This window comes from Microbulbifer maximicatervae (SeqCode) (assembly GCF_052468155.1).
Genome location: NZ_CP174335.1, coordinates 325,916 through 341,821, shown reverse-complemented (window position 1 = coordinate 341,821; position 15,906 = coordinate 325,916). Strand labels below are relative to the sequence as shown.

The 15,906-nt window shown below is 51.7% G+C and carries 15 protein-coding genes; 5 read left to right on the top strand and 10 right to left on the bottom strand.

The genetic code is table 11. The annotated features are described in order from the left end of the window. The first annotated feature begins 798 nt into the window (after positions 1 to 798). From ACJJIY_RS01400 to ACJJIY_RS01390, 3 genes are all read left to right on the top strand, one after another. Complete coding sequence (locus ACJJIY_RS01400) at positions 799 to 2,235, top strand: hypothetical protein (protein WP_444915579.1); 1,437 nt, start codon at positions 799 to 801, stop codon at positions 2,233 to 2,235. A 163-nt stretch (positions 2,236 to 2,398) separates the two neighbouring features. Continuing rightward, entirely contained in the window at positions 2,399 to 3,190 is a 792-nt protein-coding gene (locus tag ACJJIY_RS01395) for a glycerophosphodiester phosphodiesterase family protein (protein WP_444915580.1), read from the top strand. A 57-nt stretch (positions 3,191 to 3,247) separates the two neighbouring features. Next, positions 3,248 to 4,150 (top strand): MBL fold metallo-hydrolase, encoded by a 903-nt coding sequence (locus ACJJIY_RS01390; RefSeq protein ID WP_444915581.1) that lies wholly within the window; start codon positions 3,248 to 3,250, stop codon positions 4,148 to 4,150. Positions 4,151 to 4,214: 64 nt separating this feature from the next. Here the strand turns inward: ACJJIY_RS01390 and ACJJIY_RS01385 are convergent, their stop codons facing one another. Together ACJJIY_RS01385 and ACJJIY_RS01380 are read right to left on the bottom strand one after the other, a co-directional pair. Beyond that, positions 4,215 to 7,334, bottom strand: a complete 3,120-nt coding sequence (locus ACJJIY_RS01385; RefSeq protein WP_445358942.1) for an efflux RND transporter permease subunit — start codon at positions 7,332 to 7,334, stop codon at positions 4,215 to 4,217. A 120-nt stretch (positions 7,335 to 7,454) separates the two neighbouring features. Beyond that, positions 7,455 to 8,573: an efflux RND transporter periplasmic adaptor subunit gene (locus tag ACJJIY_RS01380; RefSeq protein ID WP_444915583.1), complete on the bottom strand. Its 1,119-nt coding sequence runs from the start codon at positions 8,571 to 8,573 to the stop codon at positions 7,455 to 7,457. A 134-nt stretch (positions 8,574 to 8,707) separates the two neighbouring features. On the opposite strand from ACJJIY_RS01380, the gene ACJJIY_RS01375 reads away from it, so the two are divergent. Further along, positions 8,708 to 9,340: a TetR/AcrR family transcriptional regulator gene (locus ACJJIY_RS01375; RefSeq protein ID WP_413663250.1), complete on the top strand. Its 633-nt coding sequence runs from the start codon at positions 8,708 to 8,710 to the stop codon at positions 9,338 to 9,340. On the opposite strand, the gene ACJJIY_RS01370 is transcribed toward ACJJIY_RS01375, so the two are convergent. The 5 genes from ACJJIY_RS01370 to ACJJIY_RS01350 all read right to left on the bottom strand — a co-directional run bounded on the left by ACJJIY_RS01370 (position 9,321) and on the right by ACJJIY_RS01350 (position 13,057). Next, the gene (locus tag ACJJIY_RS01370) at positions 9,321 to 9,785 is read right to left on the bottom strand and encodes a GFA family protein (protein ID WP_444915584.1); all 465 of its coding nucleotides are present in this window, start codon (positions 9,783 to 9,785) and stop codon (positions 9,321 to 9,323) included. The genes ACJJIY_RS01375 and ACJJIY_RS01370 overlap by 20 nt on opposite strands. A gap of 58 nt (positions 9,786 to 9,843) precedes the next feature. Then, on the bottom strand, positions 9,844 to 10,605 hold the full coding sequence (locus ACJJIY_RS01365) for an ABC transporter permease (RefSeq protein ID WP_413663248.1): 762 nt from the start codon (positions 10,603 to 10,605) through the stop codon (positions 9,844 to 9,846). Further along, positions 10,602 to 11,567, bottom strand: coding sequence for an ABC transporter ATP-binding protein (locus tag ACJJIY_RS01360; protein ID WP_444911491.1), 966 nt, complete (start codon positions 11,565 to 11,567; stop codon positions 10,602 to 10,604). The genes ACJJIY_RS01365 and ACJJIY_RS01360 overlap by 4 nt, the downstream gene beginning before the upstream one ends. Before the next feature lie 92 nt (positions 11,568 to 11,659). Continuing rightward, positions 11,660 to 12,883 carry an MFS transporter gene (locus tag ACJJIY_RS01355; RefSeq protein ID WP_445358941.1) on the bottom strand — a complete coding sequence of 408 codons (1,224 nt, stop codon included), beginning with the start codon at positions 12,881 to 12,883 and terminating at the stop codon, positions 11,660 to 11,662. Between the two features lie 18 nt (positions 12,884 to 12,901). Continuing rightward, entirely contained in the window at positions 12,902 to 13,057 is a 156-nt protein-coding gene (locus ACJJIY_RS01350; protein ID WP_282931343.1) for a hypothetical protein, read from the bottom strand. 84 nt (positions 13,058 to 13,141) lie between these two features. On the opposite strand from ACJJIY_RS01350, the gene soxR reads away from it, so the two are divergent. Continuing rightward, positions 13,142 to 13,630 carry a redox-sensitive transcriptional activator SoxR gene (soxR, locus tag ACJJIY_RS01345; protein WP_444918137.1) on the top strand — a complete coding sequence of 163 codons (489 nt, stop codon included), beginning with the start codon at positions 13,142 to 13,144 and terminating at the stop codon, positions 13,628 to 13,630. 93 nt (positions 13,631 to 13,723) lie between these two features. On the opposite strand, the gene ACJJIY_RS01340 is transcribed toward soxR, so the two are convergent. The 3 genes from ACJJIY_RS01340 to ACJJIY_RS01330 all read right to left on the bottom strand — a co-directional run bounded on the left by ACJJIY_RS01340 (position 13,724) and on the right by ACJJIY_RS01330 (position 15,629). Continuing rightward, a complete protein-coding gene (locus tag ACJJIY_RS01340) occupies positions 13,724 to 14,449 on the bottom strand; it encodes a dienelactone hydrolase family protein (protein ID WP_413663244.1) in 726 nt (241 codons plus the stop codon). 80 nt (positions 14,450 to 14,529) lie between these two features. Next, positions 14,530 to 14,943, bottom strand: coding sequence for a VOC family protein (locus tag ACJJIY_RS01335; protein ID WP_282931346.1), 414 nt, complete (start codon positions 14,941 to 14,943; stop codon positions 14,530 to 14,532). An 83-nt stretch (positions 14,944 to 15,026) separates the two neighbouring features. Next, entirely contained in the window at positions 15,027 to 15,629 is a 603-nt protein-coding gene (locus ACJJIY_RS01330) for a LysE family translocator (protein ID WP_444896153.1), read from the bottom strand. Positions 15,630 to 15,906 lie beyond the last annotated feature (277 nt).

Genomic DNA, 15,906 nt, shown 5'->3' with positions numbered 1-15,906 from the left:
AGATTTTTCCCAGGGTATGGGAATAGCTTGTGAAAACAGTGAAAATAATAGATCGCCTTGAAGGCCGGAGTTGCTAAAAAAAAGAACCGGCATATACCTCGTACCTCTCCTTGATACAGATAGATCTCTCTTAAAATAAGAGTTTGACCTTCCATCGACTCCTGTCGTTTAGGTTCCCAAAATTACCCCACGTTATCTGCCATGACGACGTGGGAGTCAGCGTAAAATTGTTTCTGCCGTGTTAGGGAAAAACACTCACTCAATGAGAATTTAGTTTGGAGTGTAGACGTAGGAGGGGTAAGGCTTAGGAAAAAATGTGCCTTATTTATTGGGCCTGAATATTTTTGGTTTGGTTTGGCTGTGGTTTTTAAGTTTGGAAATGTATTGTTTTTCTCAGTCAAAGTTTTGCAAGGTATGCGTGCAATTTATTTTTTTGGCATTTTGTGTCTCGTATATGGTGCTGTTTTTTTCTTTGGCAAGTATTGTGCTTTATTGTTGATTTTCTCTACTCGATGCAGACGTTTATTTTTTTAATTTCTAACGGGATAAACTTAAATTGATGTAAAAGAACAACTGTTTTCAGGTTACTTAATGATGTCACCTGTATGGTTCCGTATTGTAGGGTTGTTTTAACGGCCCTGCGTCTATATCAACTTTCCCTGTGTTTCCAATATTAGGGCCTGATCCCAATGGCAAAGCTGTCGTCATACTCCTGTACAAATTGTGAACTTTTGGGCGAATGTGCTGTCCGCAGCTGTTAGGATAGAGGCCAATTGGGCTGATAATAAGGGGGAAGAGATGAGTCAACTAATGCAAAGTTTACCACCTTGGCTTTGGGGCATCCTGGGATTGATTGTTTTGTTCCTGGCCCGTGAGCCTGTGCATCGCGCCGTATATGCAATAGCGCGTCTGGGCCATCGGGCGTTGCGCTTTATGGCGAGTAATATTGATTCCGCAGAACAAAGACTGGTAGAGCGCAATCGAGAGGTACTTTTTGCCGAAGGCCGGGACACGGCAGAGCGCCAGATTGAAAGAGAATTTGAACGTATTGAGCAAACCGTACAGCGGGATTTGGCACTGTATCCAACCTTACATAGAAAGCTCTGTGAACAACTCAGCAGCTTGGATGAAGACTATGTACGCAGTGCTGAAATAGCACCGGAACCGTCGAACTGGGCCAGGGCTATTCGAGCTGTTTCGGAAATTCCCGGTAAAGAAGACCCAGTGGTAGCTGATGTTCTCGATACTATTAATCAGTCTATGCGCAAGGCCGAGTCCAAAGCTCTGGAGTCCTATCGTGAGTCCACCCGGGAGAGGCATCAACTACTAAAACGTATGCTGCCCAGTTGGCGTGCAATGCTTTCGACATTGGGACGTATTAACAAAAATGTAGAATCGGTTATTCGGCGGGCCAAAGCGCTGGATGGTCATATGGAGCGCTACGAAGAGATTTTGCAGGAAACGGGTAAAAGTCTTCACTTGCTGTCTTCATCCTCTTTCAGCCGCTTTCTGACAGCTTCTCTGGTATTAGTGGTTGCTTTAGCTGGCGCTATGGTGAATTTCCAGTTACTGGCACAGCCTATGGCGGCAGTACTGGGTGCTGAAGCTTCACTTGGCAGTTACAGTCTCGCCAGTATTTCAGCCGCAGTGGTTATCTTTTTGCAGATCACTGTCGGATTGTTGATTATGGAATGCTTGCAGGTTACTCGAATGTTTCCTGCGGTAGGTTCCCTCGGTGAGAGTACGCGCAGGTTATTGCTGGGAGTGGCTTTGGCACTCTTATTGGTTTTGGCTGTAGTCGGTGGAAACCTGGCTTTCTCCCGTGAGTTGATTCTGCAACAGCAGTTATTAGGTTCTGAGCAGCTTTGGCCAATTCCTCTGGCACAGATGGGACTTGGGTTTGTGCTTCCCTTGATTCTGGCCTTTCTGGCAATTCCTTTGGAGCAGTTTATCCGTTCAGCGCGAACGGTAATTGGTATTGGGGTGGGCTTATCCCTGCGGGGAATGACCATAATACTTCGGTTTTTGGCGATGGCTTCACTGCACTTAGGTGTTTTGGCTAATCGTTTTTACGACATCGTTATTTTTGTTCCCCTCTGGTTACAGGCTTTATATGTCCGTCAGAAACAGGGAGCTGGCAGTGAGGCTAAAGAACCGGCGGGGAAAGAAGAGCCCAAAAAGAATACCGTGCTTGCTGACACTGATTCTGTTGCCAAATTAGCGGAAGAGGCGTAATCGAAGCTAACACTATCCAGCTTGAAAACTGACAAAATAATAAGTGTGGTGAAGCATGTTTTGGTTGTCGTTCTTTTTAATTGCCCTAGTCGTCTTATTTCTTTATGCCCGGTCTGCACCGGGCAAACCTTGCGCCCTGTGGTTTCCTCAGGGGGAGGGGCCGATGGTGATCGCACATGGTAATGACTGCGGCAATGGTCTCTACCCAGGAAACACGGCGATTTACCTTGAAAAAATGGTGCAACTGGGCGTGGATGCTATTGAAGTGGATCTGTGGCTCACTGCCGATGGCCATTTAGTGTTGATTCACGACAGGGAGCTGGAAATGTTCTCTGATGGTGCGGGGTTTATAGAGGATAAAACCTTAGAGCAGCTGCGCCAGTTAAATGTTGCCTATCTCTGGACTCGGGATGGAGAGTATTACCCCTATAGAGAAAAGCCCCTGCGAGTGTTGACTCTGGAAGAGGCGCTGGCAATGGTGGGGGATATGCCAATGATACTGGAGATTAAAAGTCGTCAGTATCGCGCTGCAAAAGTGTTGAAGGATGTGTTGGCACAATGTGGAAAAGGCGAGCAGGTCGTCGTTTCCTCATTTCACCAAGGGGTGATTAACGAGTTTCGTCGACTCTGTCCGCAAGTAGCGACGGGCACGCCTACCGTAGAGGCGGTGGTATTTTATATTGCACAGTTACTCCGAGCAGAGAAACTGCTGCGTCCAAGCTATAGCGCGATGCAGCTACCGATGGAGCAAAAAGGTATTCCCGTAGTTACTGAAAGTATGGTGCGCGCCGCTAATAAGAAGAAAGTCCACTTGGCGGTATGGACCGTGAATGGCATGGATAATTACCGGCGCTATATTGATCTGGGCGTACACGGCATTGTGACTGACCGACCGGATCTGCTGTTGGAGATGTTGGCACAGCAGCGAGAAACTTTATTGAAGCAGGCAGCCTGAGCTAAATAATCAGTTGCCGAAGATATTGGAAAGAAATAATAACAACTGGGAGTTTTTATGAAGAACGTAGTAGGTTCCGTCGCCCTGGCGGTTTCTGTATTGACTGCATCTTTTACCTCTGCGCAGGATCGGTTTGCCAATGTGGAAATTAGTAGTGAAGCCGTGTCTGGCAATGTTTATATGCTCAAAGGAGCTGGGGGCAATATTGCAGTACTGGTGGGAGAGGACGGCACCTTTATGGTGGATGACCAATACGCGCCTTTGACCGCAAAAATTCAACAGGCCGTAGCTGAGTTAGCCAAGCAACCTTTGCGTTTTGTCATTAATACCCACTGGCATGGAGATCATACCGGCGGTAACGAAAATCTGGGTAAAAGCGGCGCCCTGATTGTGGCTCACGAGAATGTACGCAAACGGGTAAGTACCGAGCAGTTTATTGAGGCATTTAAGCGCAAGGTTGAGCCGTCTCCCCCAGAAGCATTACCGGTGATAACCTTTACCGATGCCACTACCTTTTACTGGAATGGCGATAGGGTAAAGGTCCAACATGTGGGGCCGGCGCACACGGATGGTGACTCCATCGTGCATTTTGCCGAAGCCGATGTGATTCATATGGGGGATATTTATTTTAACGGCAACTATCCCTTTATCGATCTCTCTTCCGGCGGCTCGGTGGATGGCATGATCGCAGCTATGGACACCGCTTTGGCGATGGCGGGGGAAGAGACCAAAATTATTCCCGGTCACGGTCCTCTCAGTAATCGGGCAGAACTGCAACAGCAGCGCAATATATTGGCAGGGCTTAGGGACAAAGTGAAAGCGATGGTGGATGAGGGTAAAACCCGGCAGGAAGTGATTTCTGCAAAGCCCACAGCGGAATTTGATGCGCAGTATGGCCAGGGTTTTATGACACCGGATATTTGGACCGGGATTGTTTACGACTCCCTGACACAATCTTAGAAAATAAAAAAAGGCGGCGCAGTGAAAACCTGCGCCGCCTTTTTTGTTGGATTACCCAGTGATTTTATTCTGTAGTGGCGTTCGGGGTCATGGGCCCGCCAAATTCAGGGCTATTTTCCACCGCCTCTTCATTGTGTTCTTCTCGCACTCGGAACCAAGCGGCATAGAGTGCTGGCAGGAACAGTAGGGTGAGTCCGGTTGCGACAATCAATCCGCCCATAATGGCGACCGCCATAGGGCCAAAGAAGTCACTGCGGGACAGTGGAATCATCGCCAATACCGCAGTCAGCGCTGTCAAAACAATCGGCCTGAAGCGTCTTACCGTCGACTCGACAATTGCATCCCAGGGGCTGAGGCCCTGGCTGATATCCTGCTGTATCTGGTCCACCAAAATCACCGAGTTACGCATAATCATTCCCGCCAGGGCGATGGTGCCCAGCATGGCGACAAAACCAAAGGGCTTGCCAAACAACAGCAGGAACAGGGTAACGCCGATCAGGCCCAGGGGAGCCGTGAGGAATACCATGGTGGATAGGGACATACTGCGCAATTGCAGCATTAGTAGGGTAAAGACCACCAGCACAAATAGCGGCATACCGGCATTGACCGATTTTTGCCCCCGCGCAGATTCTTCCACGGTACCACCCACTTCCAGCAAGTAGCCCGGCGGTAATTTATCGCGAATGGATTGAAGCTGAGGCCACACGGCATTGACGACGGTCGCCGGTAACTCTTCCCCATAAATATCAGCGCGCACGGTAACGGTGGGCAGGCGGTCCCGGTGCCAGATAATACCTTCCTCAAAACCGTATTCCAGGGTGGCAATCTGGTTCAACGGTACACTGCGGCCGCTGTCGGTTTGTACCGCGAGGTTACCCAACTGGCGCAGGGCATAGCGATCGTCTTCATTACCGCGCACACGCACGTCGATCAGCTCGTTATCCTCCCGGTATTGGCTCACAGTGATACCCGTTAAGGAGCTTTGCAGAGCCTGGGACAAGGTTGCACTGTTGACGCCCATGGCGCGAGCGCGGTCCTGGTCGATATTGAGGTTGATAGATTTACTGGGTTCTTCCCAATCCAGGTGCACGTTGGTCACTTGTGGATTGTCCCGCAGGCGCTCGGCCACTTCCCGGGCCAACCCGCGCACTTCGCGAATATGTTCGCCGGACAAGCGGAATTGCACCGGGTAACCCACGGGCGGGCCGTTCTCGAGGCGGGACACACGGCTGCGCAGGGTGGGGAACTCCTCATTCATCGTATTGATCAACCAGCTGCGCACTTGCTCGCGTTCTTCGACACTGCGGGTCATCACAACAAACTGGGCGAAACTGGCAGCGGGCAGCTGCTGGTCCAAAGGCAGGTAGAAGCGCGGGGAGCCGGTGCCCACATAGGCCACGTAATTTTCTACCTGATCGTTTTGCGCCAGCAGGGTTTCCAACCTTTTGGCCTGGTGCTCGGTGGATTTCAGCGAGGCACCTTCGGCCAGCTTCAGGTCCACCATCAATTCGAGGCGTCCGGAAGAGGGAAAGAACTGTTGCGGAACCAGTTTGAACAGAGCGAGCGAGCCGACAAAAATTGCCAGGGTGGCCGCGATCACTGTTTTGCGATTGCGCAGGCACCAGGTAATAAAGCGGCGGAAGCGCTGGTAAAAGGGTTTCTGGTAGGGGTCTGCCACTTCACCGCCGTGGCCGTGTCGCGCCAGGTTTGGCAGCAGGTAGTGGCCCAGATAGGGTACAAAGACCACGGCGGCAATCCAGGAAACGATTAGCGACAGGGTGACCACCTGGAAAATAGATCGGGTGTATTCACCGGTGCCGGATTGGGCGGTGGCAATCGGTAAAAAACCGGCGGCGGTAATCAGTGTACCGGTGAGCATGGGAAAAGCGGTGCTGGTCCAGGCGAAGCCGGCGGCTTTTAGCCGGCTGAGCCCCTGCTCCATTTTTATCGCCATCATCTCCACCGCGATAATGGCATCGTCCACCATCAAGCCCAGGGCGAGTACCAGTGCCCCCAGCGAGATCTTGTGCAGTCCGATATTGAAGTAGTGCATCAGCGCGAAGGTCATCGCCAATACCAGTGGGATCGACAGCGCCACAATTAATCCCGGGCGGCTGCCGAGGGAGAAAAAACTCACCAGCAGTACGATACCCAGGGCTTCGGCCAGCACTTGCAGGAATTCGCCGACGCCGCGTTTTACTGCTGCCGGTTGGTCGGAGACCTTGCGCAGTTCCATACCTATGGGCAGATCTTCCTGTAGTCGGGCAAAGGTTTCGTCGAGGGCTTTACCCAACTTTAAAATATCTCCCCCTTCCTTCATGGACACGGCGAGGCCGATGGCATCCTCTCCCATAAAGCGCATGCGGGGCTGGGCCGGATCGCTAAAGCCGCGGTGGACCTGGGCGATATCTCCCAGGCGCTGGGTGCGGCCATCTGCGGTAATAGGAAACTGGCGTATTTCATTGACGGAGGTGAATTGTCCGCTCACACGGATGCGCACCCGGTCGCTGACGGTATCCACAAAGCCGCCATCGGTGACCTGGTTTTGCGCTTGCAGGGCGTTTTGAACCGCAGACAGTGGAATGCCCATGGAAGCTAATTTGGTATTGGATATCTCCACCCAAATTTTTTCGTCCTGCAATCCCAGTAACTCGACCTTGCCTACATCCTTAACTCGCTGAAGGGCCAGTTGCAGTCGCTCAGCGTAGTCCTTCATCAGTGCGTAATCGAAGCCACTGCCGGTGAGGGCATAAATATTGCCGAAGGTGGTGCCAAACTCGTCGTTAAAAAATGGGCCCTGGATATCCGGCGGCAGGGTGTGGCGAATATCCCCCACCTTTTTGCGCACTTCATACCAGAGATCGGGAATGTCACGGGAGTGCATATCGTCCCGGGCAACAAACAATACCTGGGATTGCCCCGGACGCGAAAAAGAGGAGATACGCTGGTAATCGCCGGTCTCCAGTAATTTCTTTTCTACCCGTTCGGTAATCTGGCGGGACACATCTTCGGCACTGGCGCCGGGCCAGACGGTGTTGATCACCATCACCTTAAAGGTAAAGGGTGGATCTTCACTTTGCCCCAATTGGGTATAGGAAAAGGTTCCCAGCAGTCCCAGGACGATCATTGCGTAAAGCACCAGCGGGCGGTTTTTTAAGGCCCACTCGGAGAGGTTAAAACCCATGGCAGTTTCTCTGTTTCAAGGGCGGCTCTGCTTTTCGCGGCCGCACTTTGGAAATTGTTATCGAGGCTTTATTGGGAATTAATTTTCGCGGGCAGGCGTTATTGTTCCCGCGTCTTTAATTTATTCCTGATGGGCGAGAGACGGCCCCTGTTCGATGGGGCGGTTCATACGGTCCACAGGGCGCACCACCATACCTTCCTGCAACAAATGGGTACCTGCGGCCACGACCCAGTCATTGCGTTCCAACCCGGAAAATACCGAGACAAATTCCTCACCGTAGGGGCCCAGGCTGACCGGGGTTTTATGTAGTGTTTTTGTCTCTGGATTTAATACCCATACAAATGCGGCGCCATCGTCGGCACTGACTGCTGACATCGGAACTTGCAGTACATCAGTTTTTTTCGCCCTGGGGACAAATGCCCGTGCACTCTGGCCGATTTCTACACCGCTCACTTTATTTTCAAAAGCGACCCTGGCTTCAAAGGTGCGGGATATGGGATCGGCTGCCGGTGATAGTTCGCGGATGCGTGCGGGGAAAGATTGGCCCGGTTGGGACCAGAGTTCGACAGTTAGCAGTTGGCCCACTTTAAAGCGGCTGATGGATTGTTCCGGCAGGTCGATACGCACTTCCCGTTCACCATCGGCTGCCAGCTCAAAAATGCCTTGTCCTGCGGCAACGACCTGGCCGGCCTCGGCCATGCGGCGGGCAATCACGCCACTTTCCGGCGCCTTAAGTACGGCGTAGGCAGCCTGGTTGCGAGCAACATCCAGCTGTGCCTTGGCCTGCTGTAGTCGCGCTTCACTGGCTTCGAATTGGGTTTCTACGGTATCGAATTGGGAGAGGCTCACCAGCTGCTTTTCCAATAGCTTGCGGTGGCGCGAGAGTTCACTGCTAGCCAGGCGTTGGTCTGCCTCGGCGGAAGTATGGCTGGCGCGGGCTGAATCCAGTTGTAGCAGCAGGTCTTCAGTGTCCAGTTCCGCCAGGGGCTGGCCCTGTTCCACACGGTCGCCGACATTTACCAGGCGCCGCTGGATTTTCCCGCCGATACGGAAGGCCAGTGCCGGCTCGAAGCGGGCTCTTACTTCACCGGGATACACATCGGTTTGGGCGCTGGCCAGGGTGGGGCGGACCATAACAGCGGGGCGCGGTTTGGCTTCTTGTTCCTGGGATTCAGAGGGGGCACAAGCGCTCAGCAAAAGGCTGAGTGAGAGCGCAGCGAGGATTAGCATTCGGTACATATTGGCTTCCTTCCCCGGCGCTGGCGCGTCGAGGCAGATCCGTGACTGGGTCAAGCATGGCCGGGCGGCCATCAATGTTATACTGGCGAGTATAGTATATTTAATGAACTAACGAGTCTAGTATATGGAGAGCTATGTCTGAGCAGACCCAGACGGCCGCCCAGCGCGGTCGCCCCAAGGACCCGGTGAAACGCCAAGCCATTCTGGATGCCGCCCGGGACCTGTTTTTATCCCACGGTTTTGCCGCTACCAGCGTGGATGCGGTGGCCTCGGCCGCGGGAGTATCCAAACTTACGGTCTACAGCCACTTCTCCGATAAGGAGACGCTCTTTAGCGCCGCTATTGCCTCTCGCTGCGAAATGATGATGCCCCTGCCCATCTTTGCTTTAGAAGAGGGGGAATCGGTAGAGCAGGTCCTGGAGCGTATTGGCGACGCTTTTATGGGGATGGTGGAGAGCGAGGATAGCGTGCGTCTGTTACGTCTTTTGTGTGCCCTGGCATCCCAGGAGTCGGAAATGGCCCAGCTATTTTTTGATGCAGGTCCCCAGCGGATTTTGGGGGAGATAGAGCAGCTACTGCGCAGAGCCAATCAGTTACAGATGTTGAAGGTGGATAATCCCGCCGTAGCGGCGGAAGATTTTATCGGTTTGTTGCTGGGTTGCCACCATATGCAGGTCTTGATCGGCTGCCGACAAATGTCGACACAGGAAGAGCGTCGTGAGCGCGTACAAAAGGCGGTGAGAACCTTTATGTGTGCCCACCACTAGTGCCGGGATTATTGCCTGTATTCTTGGGCTGCTCCGCCATCGCGGGGCACAGGACAATATCACTGGCGACCTGGAGCCATTCAGGTTTGTTGCGGCTGTAAACATAGCGCTCGGGATAAATAAATTCCGGTGCATCAAAGGCGCCGCCACCAAAGCCCCGATATTCGGGTAGGAATTCCAGTGTCCAGGTGAGCGTGCTGCCGCAATCGGGGCAGAACTGGCTCTTTATCCAGCGACCGGCATCGGAGTAAAGAGTGTGGGTTTGCAAATGGCCCTGAAGAAAGGCTATTTGTTTCTTTTTGAAGTAGACCGATAAGCCGATGGGACTACCGCTGCGCTTTCTACACCACTGACAAGAGCACAGGCTGACCCGGCTAGGGGAGCCGAGGGCGCGAAAGCGCAGTTGCCCGCAAACGCAGCCCCCTTCATGATATTCCTCCACCATGCTAAGTCCACCGCTGTACCGCCTTTACTAAGGTTGGCACAGCGGCGTGGGGGAGGAATCAGGTTTTGATGCGGTATCCGGTGCGGAAAATCCACCAGACGGTGGTGAGACACAGCACCAGAAAGAGCAAGGTCATGCCGATACTCAGCCCCAGGTTAACATCGGCTACGCCGTAAAAAGCCCAGCGGAAGCCGCTGATCAAATAAACTACCGGGTTGAACAAGGTAATTTTTTGCCACATTTCCGGCAGCATACTGATCGAATAAAATGCACCGCCGAGAAAAGTGAGAGGCGTTATAATCATCAGCGGAATAACTTGCAGCTTCTGAAAGTCATCGGCCCAAACTCCGATAATAAATCCAAACAGGCTAAAAGTGACGGCAGTCAGCGCGAGGAATGTCAGCATCCACCAGGGGTGTACAATTTCGTAATCCACAAAAAAGCGAGCGGTCAGTAATATCAACAGCCCCAACAAAATGGACTTTGTCGCTGCGGCACCCACATATCCGGTGACGATTTCGAATGATGATATGGGAGCGGACAGTACTTCATAAATGGTGCCGGAAAACTTAGGGAAAAATATTCCGAAAGAGGCGTTGGAAATACTCTCGCTGAGCAGTGCCAGCATTACCAATCCTGGAATAATAAAGGCCCCATAACTGACTCCGTCGATATCCCCCATACGCGATCCAATCGCGGCACCAAACACAATAAAATAGAGAGATGTGGAGAGCACCGGTGAGGCGATGCTCTGCATCAGGGTGCGCCAGGTGCGGGCCATCTCAAATTTATAGATGGCGCCAATTCCATACCAATTCATGCCTGTGCCTCCTTACTGAGCTGCTCTTCCCGTTCAAGGCGGGCACCGTGAACCAAGTTGACGAAAATTTCCTCCAGGGAGCTTTCCCGGGTGTGTAAATCGCGGAATTCAATATCGGCGGCATTTAAACGGCGCAGAAATTCCGCAAGACCAGTGTCTTCGCTTTTGATATCAAAGCGATAAACCAGCTGGCTGCCATCGCTGCTGAGACTGAGTGGCAGGTCAGCAAGACTCTCTGGAATTTGTTGCAGTGGTGTGGGCAGTTGCAGGCTGAGTTCTTTCTCCCCCATTTTCTTCATCAGTGCATTTTTCTCCTCAACCAGAACCAGTTGGCCGTGATTGATAACACCGACACGATCGGCCATTTCCTCGGCCTCTTCGATATAGTGGGTGGTGAGGATAACGGTTACTCCCGACTCTTTCAGTTCGCGCACCATTTGCCACATATCCTGGCGTAGCTCCACATCGACCCCGGCGGTGGGTTCGTCGAGGAAGAGCACATTGGGCTCGTGGGATAGCGCTTTGGCGATCATCAGGCGGCGCTTCATTCCTCCTGAAAGCGTAATAATTTTGTTATCTTTTTTCTCCCATAGGGATAGCTGCCGTAGAATTTTCTCCAGATAGGCGGGATTGGGAGCCTTGCCGAATAGACCGCGGCTGAATTTCACTGCCGCCCAAACGGTTTCAAAGGCATCGGTGGATATCTCCTGGGGCACCAGACCAATCTCATTTCGGGCATTGCGATAGTCCCGCTGAATATTGTAACCATTGACAGTGACCTCACCGCAGCTCGGATTTACGATGCCGCAGATAATGCTGATCATGGTTGTCTTGCCCGCGCCATTGGGGCCGAGCAAGGCAAAGAGTTCTCCCCGCTTAATTTCCAGGTCGATATTCTTCAGGGCGGTAAACCCCTCGGCATAGGTTTTTCCCAAGCCTTTGATGGAAATAATCGATTCCACTTTTTCTCCTTGCCAAAATTACCGTACGGCTTTGGCTGTGTGTTGTCAGGTGGATTTATCGGGCAGAAAGGAGGAATACCTTTCCTGTCGGATCAGTTTCCCGATCCCAGCCCGGAAGTATATGCCAATGAGAATTCTTTTTTAATTTTAATGATGTATATCAAAGCTGCGCTGGAGGCGGCGAACATCAAAATTAAAGCCATGGATGAGAATGCACTGGAATATCCCATTTTATCAATCCAGGGCTGGCTGATGAAAGGCGAAATAAATTGTCCAAGAAAAATTCCAGTCGTCAGAAATCCCGCAGTTTTCCCTCTTTTTGACTCCGGAGCAGACTCGAGAGCCGTAGAAAAGATATGTGGTATCAGGGTACCCATTCCAAGTCCGTAGAGGGCAATAAAAGCAACTATTTCTGTCAGGTTTTGAGCGCCGGCGAGCAGCCCAAAGCTGGCGGCCATAATAGTAAAGCTTGCGACAAAAACGCCGAGCACTCCCAGTCGATTCCGGGCTCGCCGGTAAACCAATAATGAGGCGATGGCTCCCATAACATTACTGGAGGCGATAGCCATAGCAATAAGGCTGGGTGAAGAAATTTCTATCTCGCGCAAGTAAAAAGGGATCTGAGTTGGAATCAGGGTAAAAGCCAGGCTATTTAAAGTTGCCGCCGCCAGTAGTGCATAAAATGCAAGCGGGTTATCCTGCTTTTCTTTTTTGGGGTCTCTGTGCTTGAAAGGCCTTACTCGCATGGGCTCCCAAAGGAAAATTTTAACTGCTGGAACTAGTAGTAAGGCCAACAAGTAAATTGCGAAGGGGGCGCGCCAATGTAAGCTGGCCAGTAGTCCGCCCAGGGTTAGAAATACGACCCCACCGATACTGATAAAAGTACTCTGCTGGCTCAAATAAGTTAGGCGTTGCTCCCGGCTGAAATAATCCCCCACCAGGGCTGTTACCGAGGTCATTGTTCCGGCCACGGCAACTCCCAATAGTAGGCGGCTAGTCAGGATACCTGCGAGATTATCCTGAAATAGGGCTAGTAGACCGGATAGTCCATAGAGTACCAGGGCTGCTTTCAATAATTGCAGGCGGCCATGGCGATCAGCTATCCAGCCTGCTAATGGAGCGCAGAGGGCGATGCTCAAAGCGGGTAGGGTCACTACCAGTCGGCTCCACAAATCACTATTGGGTGTCCCTGAGAAATACTGCTGCAGTGCAGGTAGTGACGGGGCTACAGTGGCCCCCGACATGATAGTGAGTGCTGCCAGGCACAGTAATGTGATACGGCTCTGAGACGGTATCCCGCTGGTCGTGTGCTTCATGATTATTAGTCGCTGCTTCTAGGTCCCAGGGTTTCTCTTCGCGGTATCTCCAGACTCGCGTATTTCATTAGCAAATTTGGGGTTCAGGCTTGCAGCTGCCACTAGTAGTAAGAACAGGTTTGGGGTGGCTTGACCGGCTGGTTGCGCAACGCCGTTTGCTTGGTGCTTTTCCATCACTTTTCTCCCTCGCTTGCATTAGGTTGCGCAGCAGTGTAAAACCTCAACTAATGTTTAGGTCAATGGTTGGTGGGCATTTTTATGGCAGCTGAAGAATCGGCCGAAAAAGGAGCGGTAAAGTCAAAGCAAATCAAGCGGGAGCTGACTGTTGGCGAGGTGGCCGAGCGCAGCGGCGTGGCAGTCAGCGCCCTGCATTTCTATGAAAGCAAAGGCCTGATTGCCAGCCGGCGGACCTCCGGAAATCAAAGGCGTTACTCGCGGGATGTATTGCGTCGAGTGGCCATTATCAAGGTGGCCCAGAGCACCGGGATTCCACTGTCGGAAATACGCGAGGCTTTCGGGGAGCTTCCCAATAAACGTACGCCCAATGCGGGGGATTGGTCATCACTCTCTTCTCACTGGCGTGAAGAGTTGGATCAGCGTATCCAGCAGTTAACCAAGTTGCGCGATGACCTTGAGGGATGTATTGGCTGCGGTTGTTTGTCTATGCAGAAATGCCCTTTACGGAATCCCGGGGATGAAGCTGCGGAGCAGGGAGGGGGAGCTCGCTATTTGGATTTGACCGAATAGGAAAGTGGTAGCAATACACGAGTACTGCTACCAACCCCCAAGGCGTACTTTTATCACTGCTAAAACGCTGATAGCGGTTTTCCGGCGCTCACTTCAGGAGAAAATCTTCTCGTAAAACGCCAGTGTTCCCCGCCAGGCGTCTTCAGCGGCTTCACGGTTATAGGCCAGCGGCAGGCCGAACTTTTCTCCCCGGTCTGTTGCACAGGGGTTGGTAAATCCGTGTAGGACCCCCGGGTAACTGACCAGAGTTAATTTGGCTTTGGACTCCTGCATCTCAGTAACAAACTGGCCGACCTGGTCCGGTGGAACCATCACATCGGCGCCGCCGGTGTAGACCTGTATTTCAGCATTAATAGGTTTGTTTTGTGCGGGGGTACTTCTTGCCAGTGCCCCGTGGTAACTGACTACGCCGCGCAAATCCACGCCGACTCGAGCCATAGCGAGTACGACTCCGCCGCCAAAACAATAGCCCTGTGCTGCGACCTGGTCCGGGTCTGCTTGGGGCCGCTGCTGGAGCAGTGATAATGCTGTGCGGAAGCGCGCTTCAAGGGCCACCGGGTCCTTCAGGGCTTCATCCCTGAACTGTTGTGCCTCTTGTGGATCATCGGTCTGTTTGCCTGCGCCAAACATATCCACTGCAAAAGCGAGGTAGCCGCAGTTGGCCAGTTTCTCCGCCTGCTCGCGAACAAAGGCATTGTGCCCCCACCATTCGTGTACCAGTAAAACCCCCGGCCGTTTGTCACTGATATTTTCATCCCATGCGAGATATCCGCAAAAAGTATCCCCGTTTACGGTGTAGTCAATTACTTCCGCTTCCATAGTGAGTCGCCTGGCTGATCGAGAAAGAGTCGTTGGGAAACCGGTTTGGGCCCGGCTACTCCGCAAGCGTGGCACAAACTTCAGTTGTTGCCAGTGGGTGGCCCTTTCAGCTCAATCACATTGTCTTCGGGATCTGAGATGTAAATTGACAGGCCAATTCCATCGGCGCCAAAGCGCTCTTCTGCTGGCGAAAACTTTACCTGTTCCTGCGCTAAAAAGGCCTGAATGCTCTCCGGATTAAAGGGTTCAACCCGGAAGCAAAAATGATCCAGGTTCCGCCCTTCCTTTCCTGGTGCTGCTCCCCCTCTCTGGCCGATAGGTTTATCAACTGGCACTAAATCTATCATGCAAGTGCCTGCGCGGAGTTGGTAGAGGCCAATATCGTCCCGTTGGCGCACAATGCTGCATCCAAGAATATTTTGGTAAAAGTCGAGCATGGGTTTTAGAGATTGGACACGCAATACAATATGGTCAATATGGTGGAGCTTAATCATAGGCTGCCCAAGCTTAGTTTTTACTAAGACTAGGTGGACCCCAAGGTAGTTGTCGAGTGAATTAAATGTTAGAGATTTTTTAGTTAATCTGTAAAAGCCTGGCTATAGAGAAGGTAGGTAGCGCAAATAATCAGAAGGCTCCCCATGGATCTGTTAAATATTTTGCGCCGGTATTGACTCTCTAATAATAGGCGAGCCCGATCTCCGGCAATAGCCCAAATACTTAATGAGATGTAGCAAACCAGAAAGTAAATCAGGGTGAATGAGAGTAAATTGCTGTGGTTATCGCTGCTGGAGAAAATAGCCACTCCAGAAAGGCAGGCGATCCAGGCCTTCGGATTGAGCCATTGCAATAAAAACCCTTGGTAAAAGCGTGGTTTCTGTAACTGCTCAATATCCGCATGATTAGTAGGTGCAGCCGCTGTTTGGTAGCCGATAAAGGCCACATAAATTGATCCTGGTATCGCAACATATCGTAGTAACTGGGGATAAATTTCTATTGCCTGATAGAGCCCAAGGCCTATAGCTGCAAGTAGCAGTGTAAAGCCTATTGTGGCTCCTGATACAAAGGGCAAGGTGCGGATAAATCCATAATTCACTCCAGAGGAAATGATAACCATATTCACCGGCCCCGGTGTAATGGACATAGCCAGGGAAAACCCAAACATAGCAAGAAGTAGTGACATTCGCTGCTCCTAGCAGTTATCAATTGTTTGGAGACTTTAATGGCCTGGTAGGAAAATGATTAGATACTTAAAACTGAAATATATTGTTTATAAAAATTTACTTACTAAAAATGGAGAAGGAAAGAATACACTGCACTTGGGACCCTATGAGGCATGGATGCCGATTAGGAGCTTACAGGGATGTATTCACTGCGTGTCTCGAGTGCAGTGTATTCTTTCCTTCCACCCCAGTAGTAAGTATGGAAGAGTGTGCTGCATGAGACTGGGTGCCGATTAC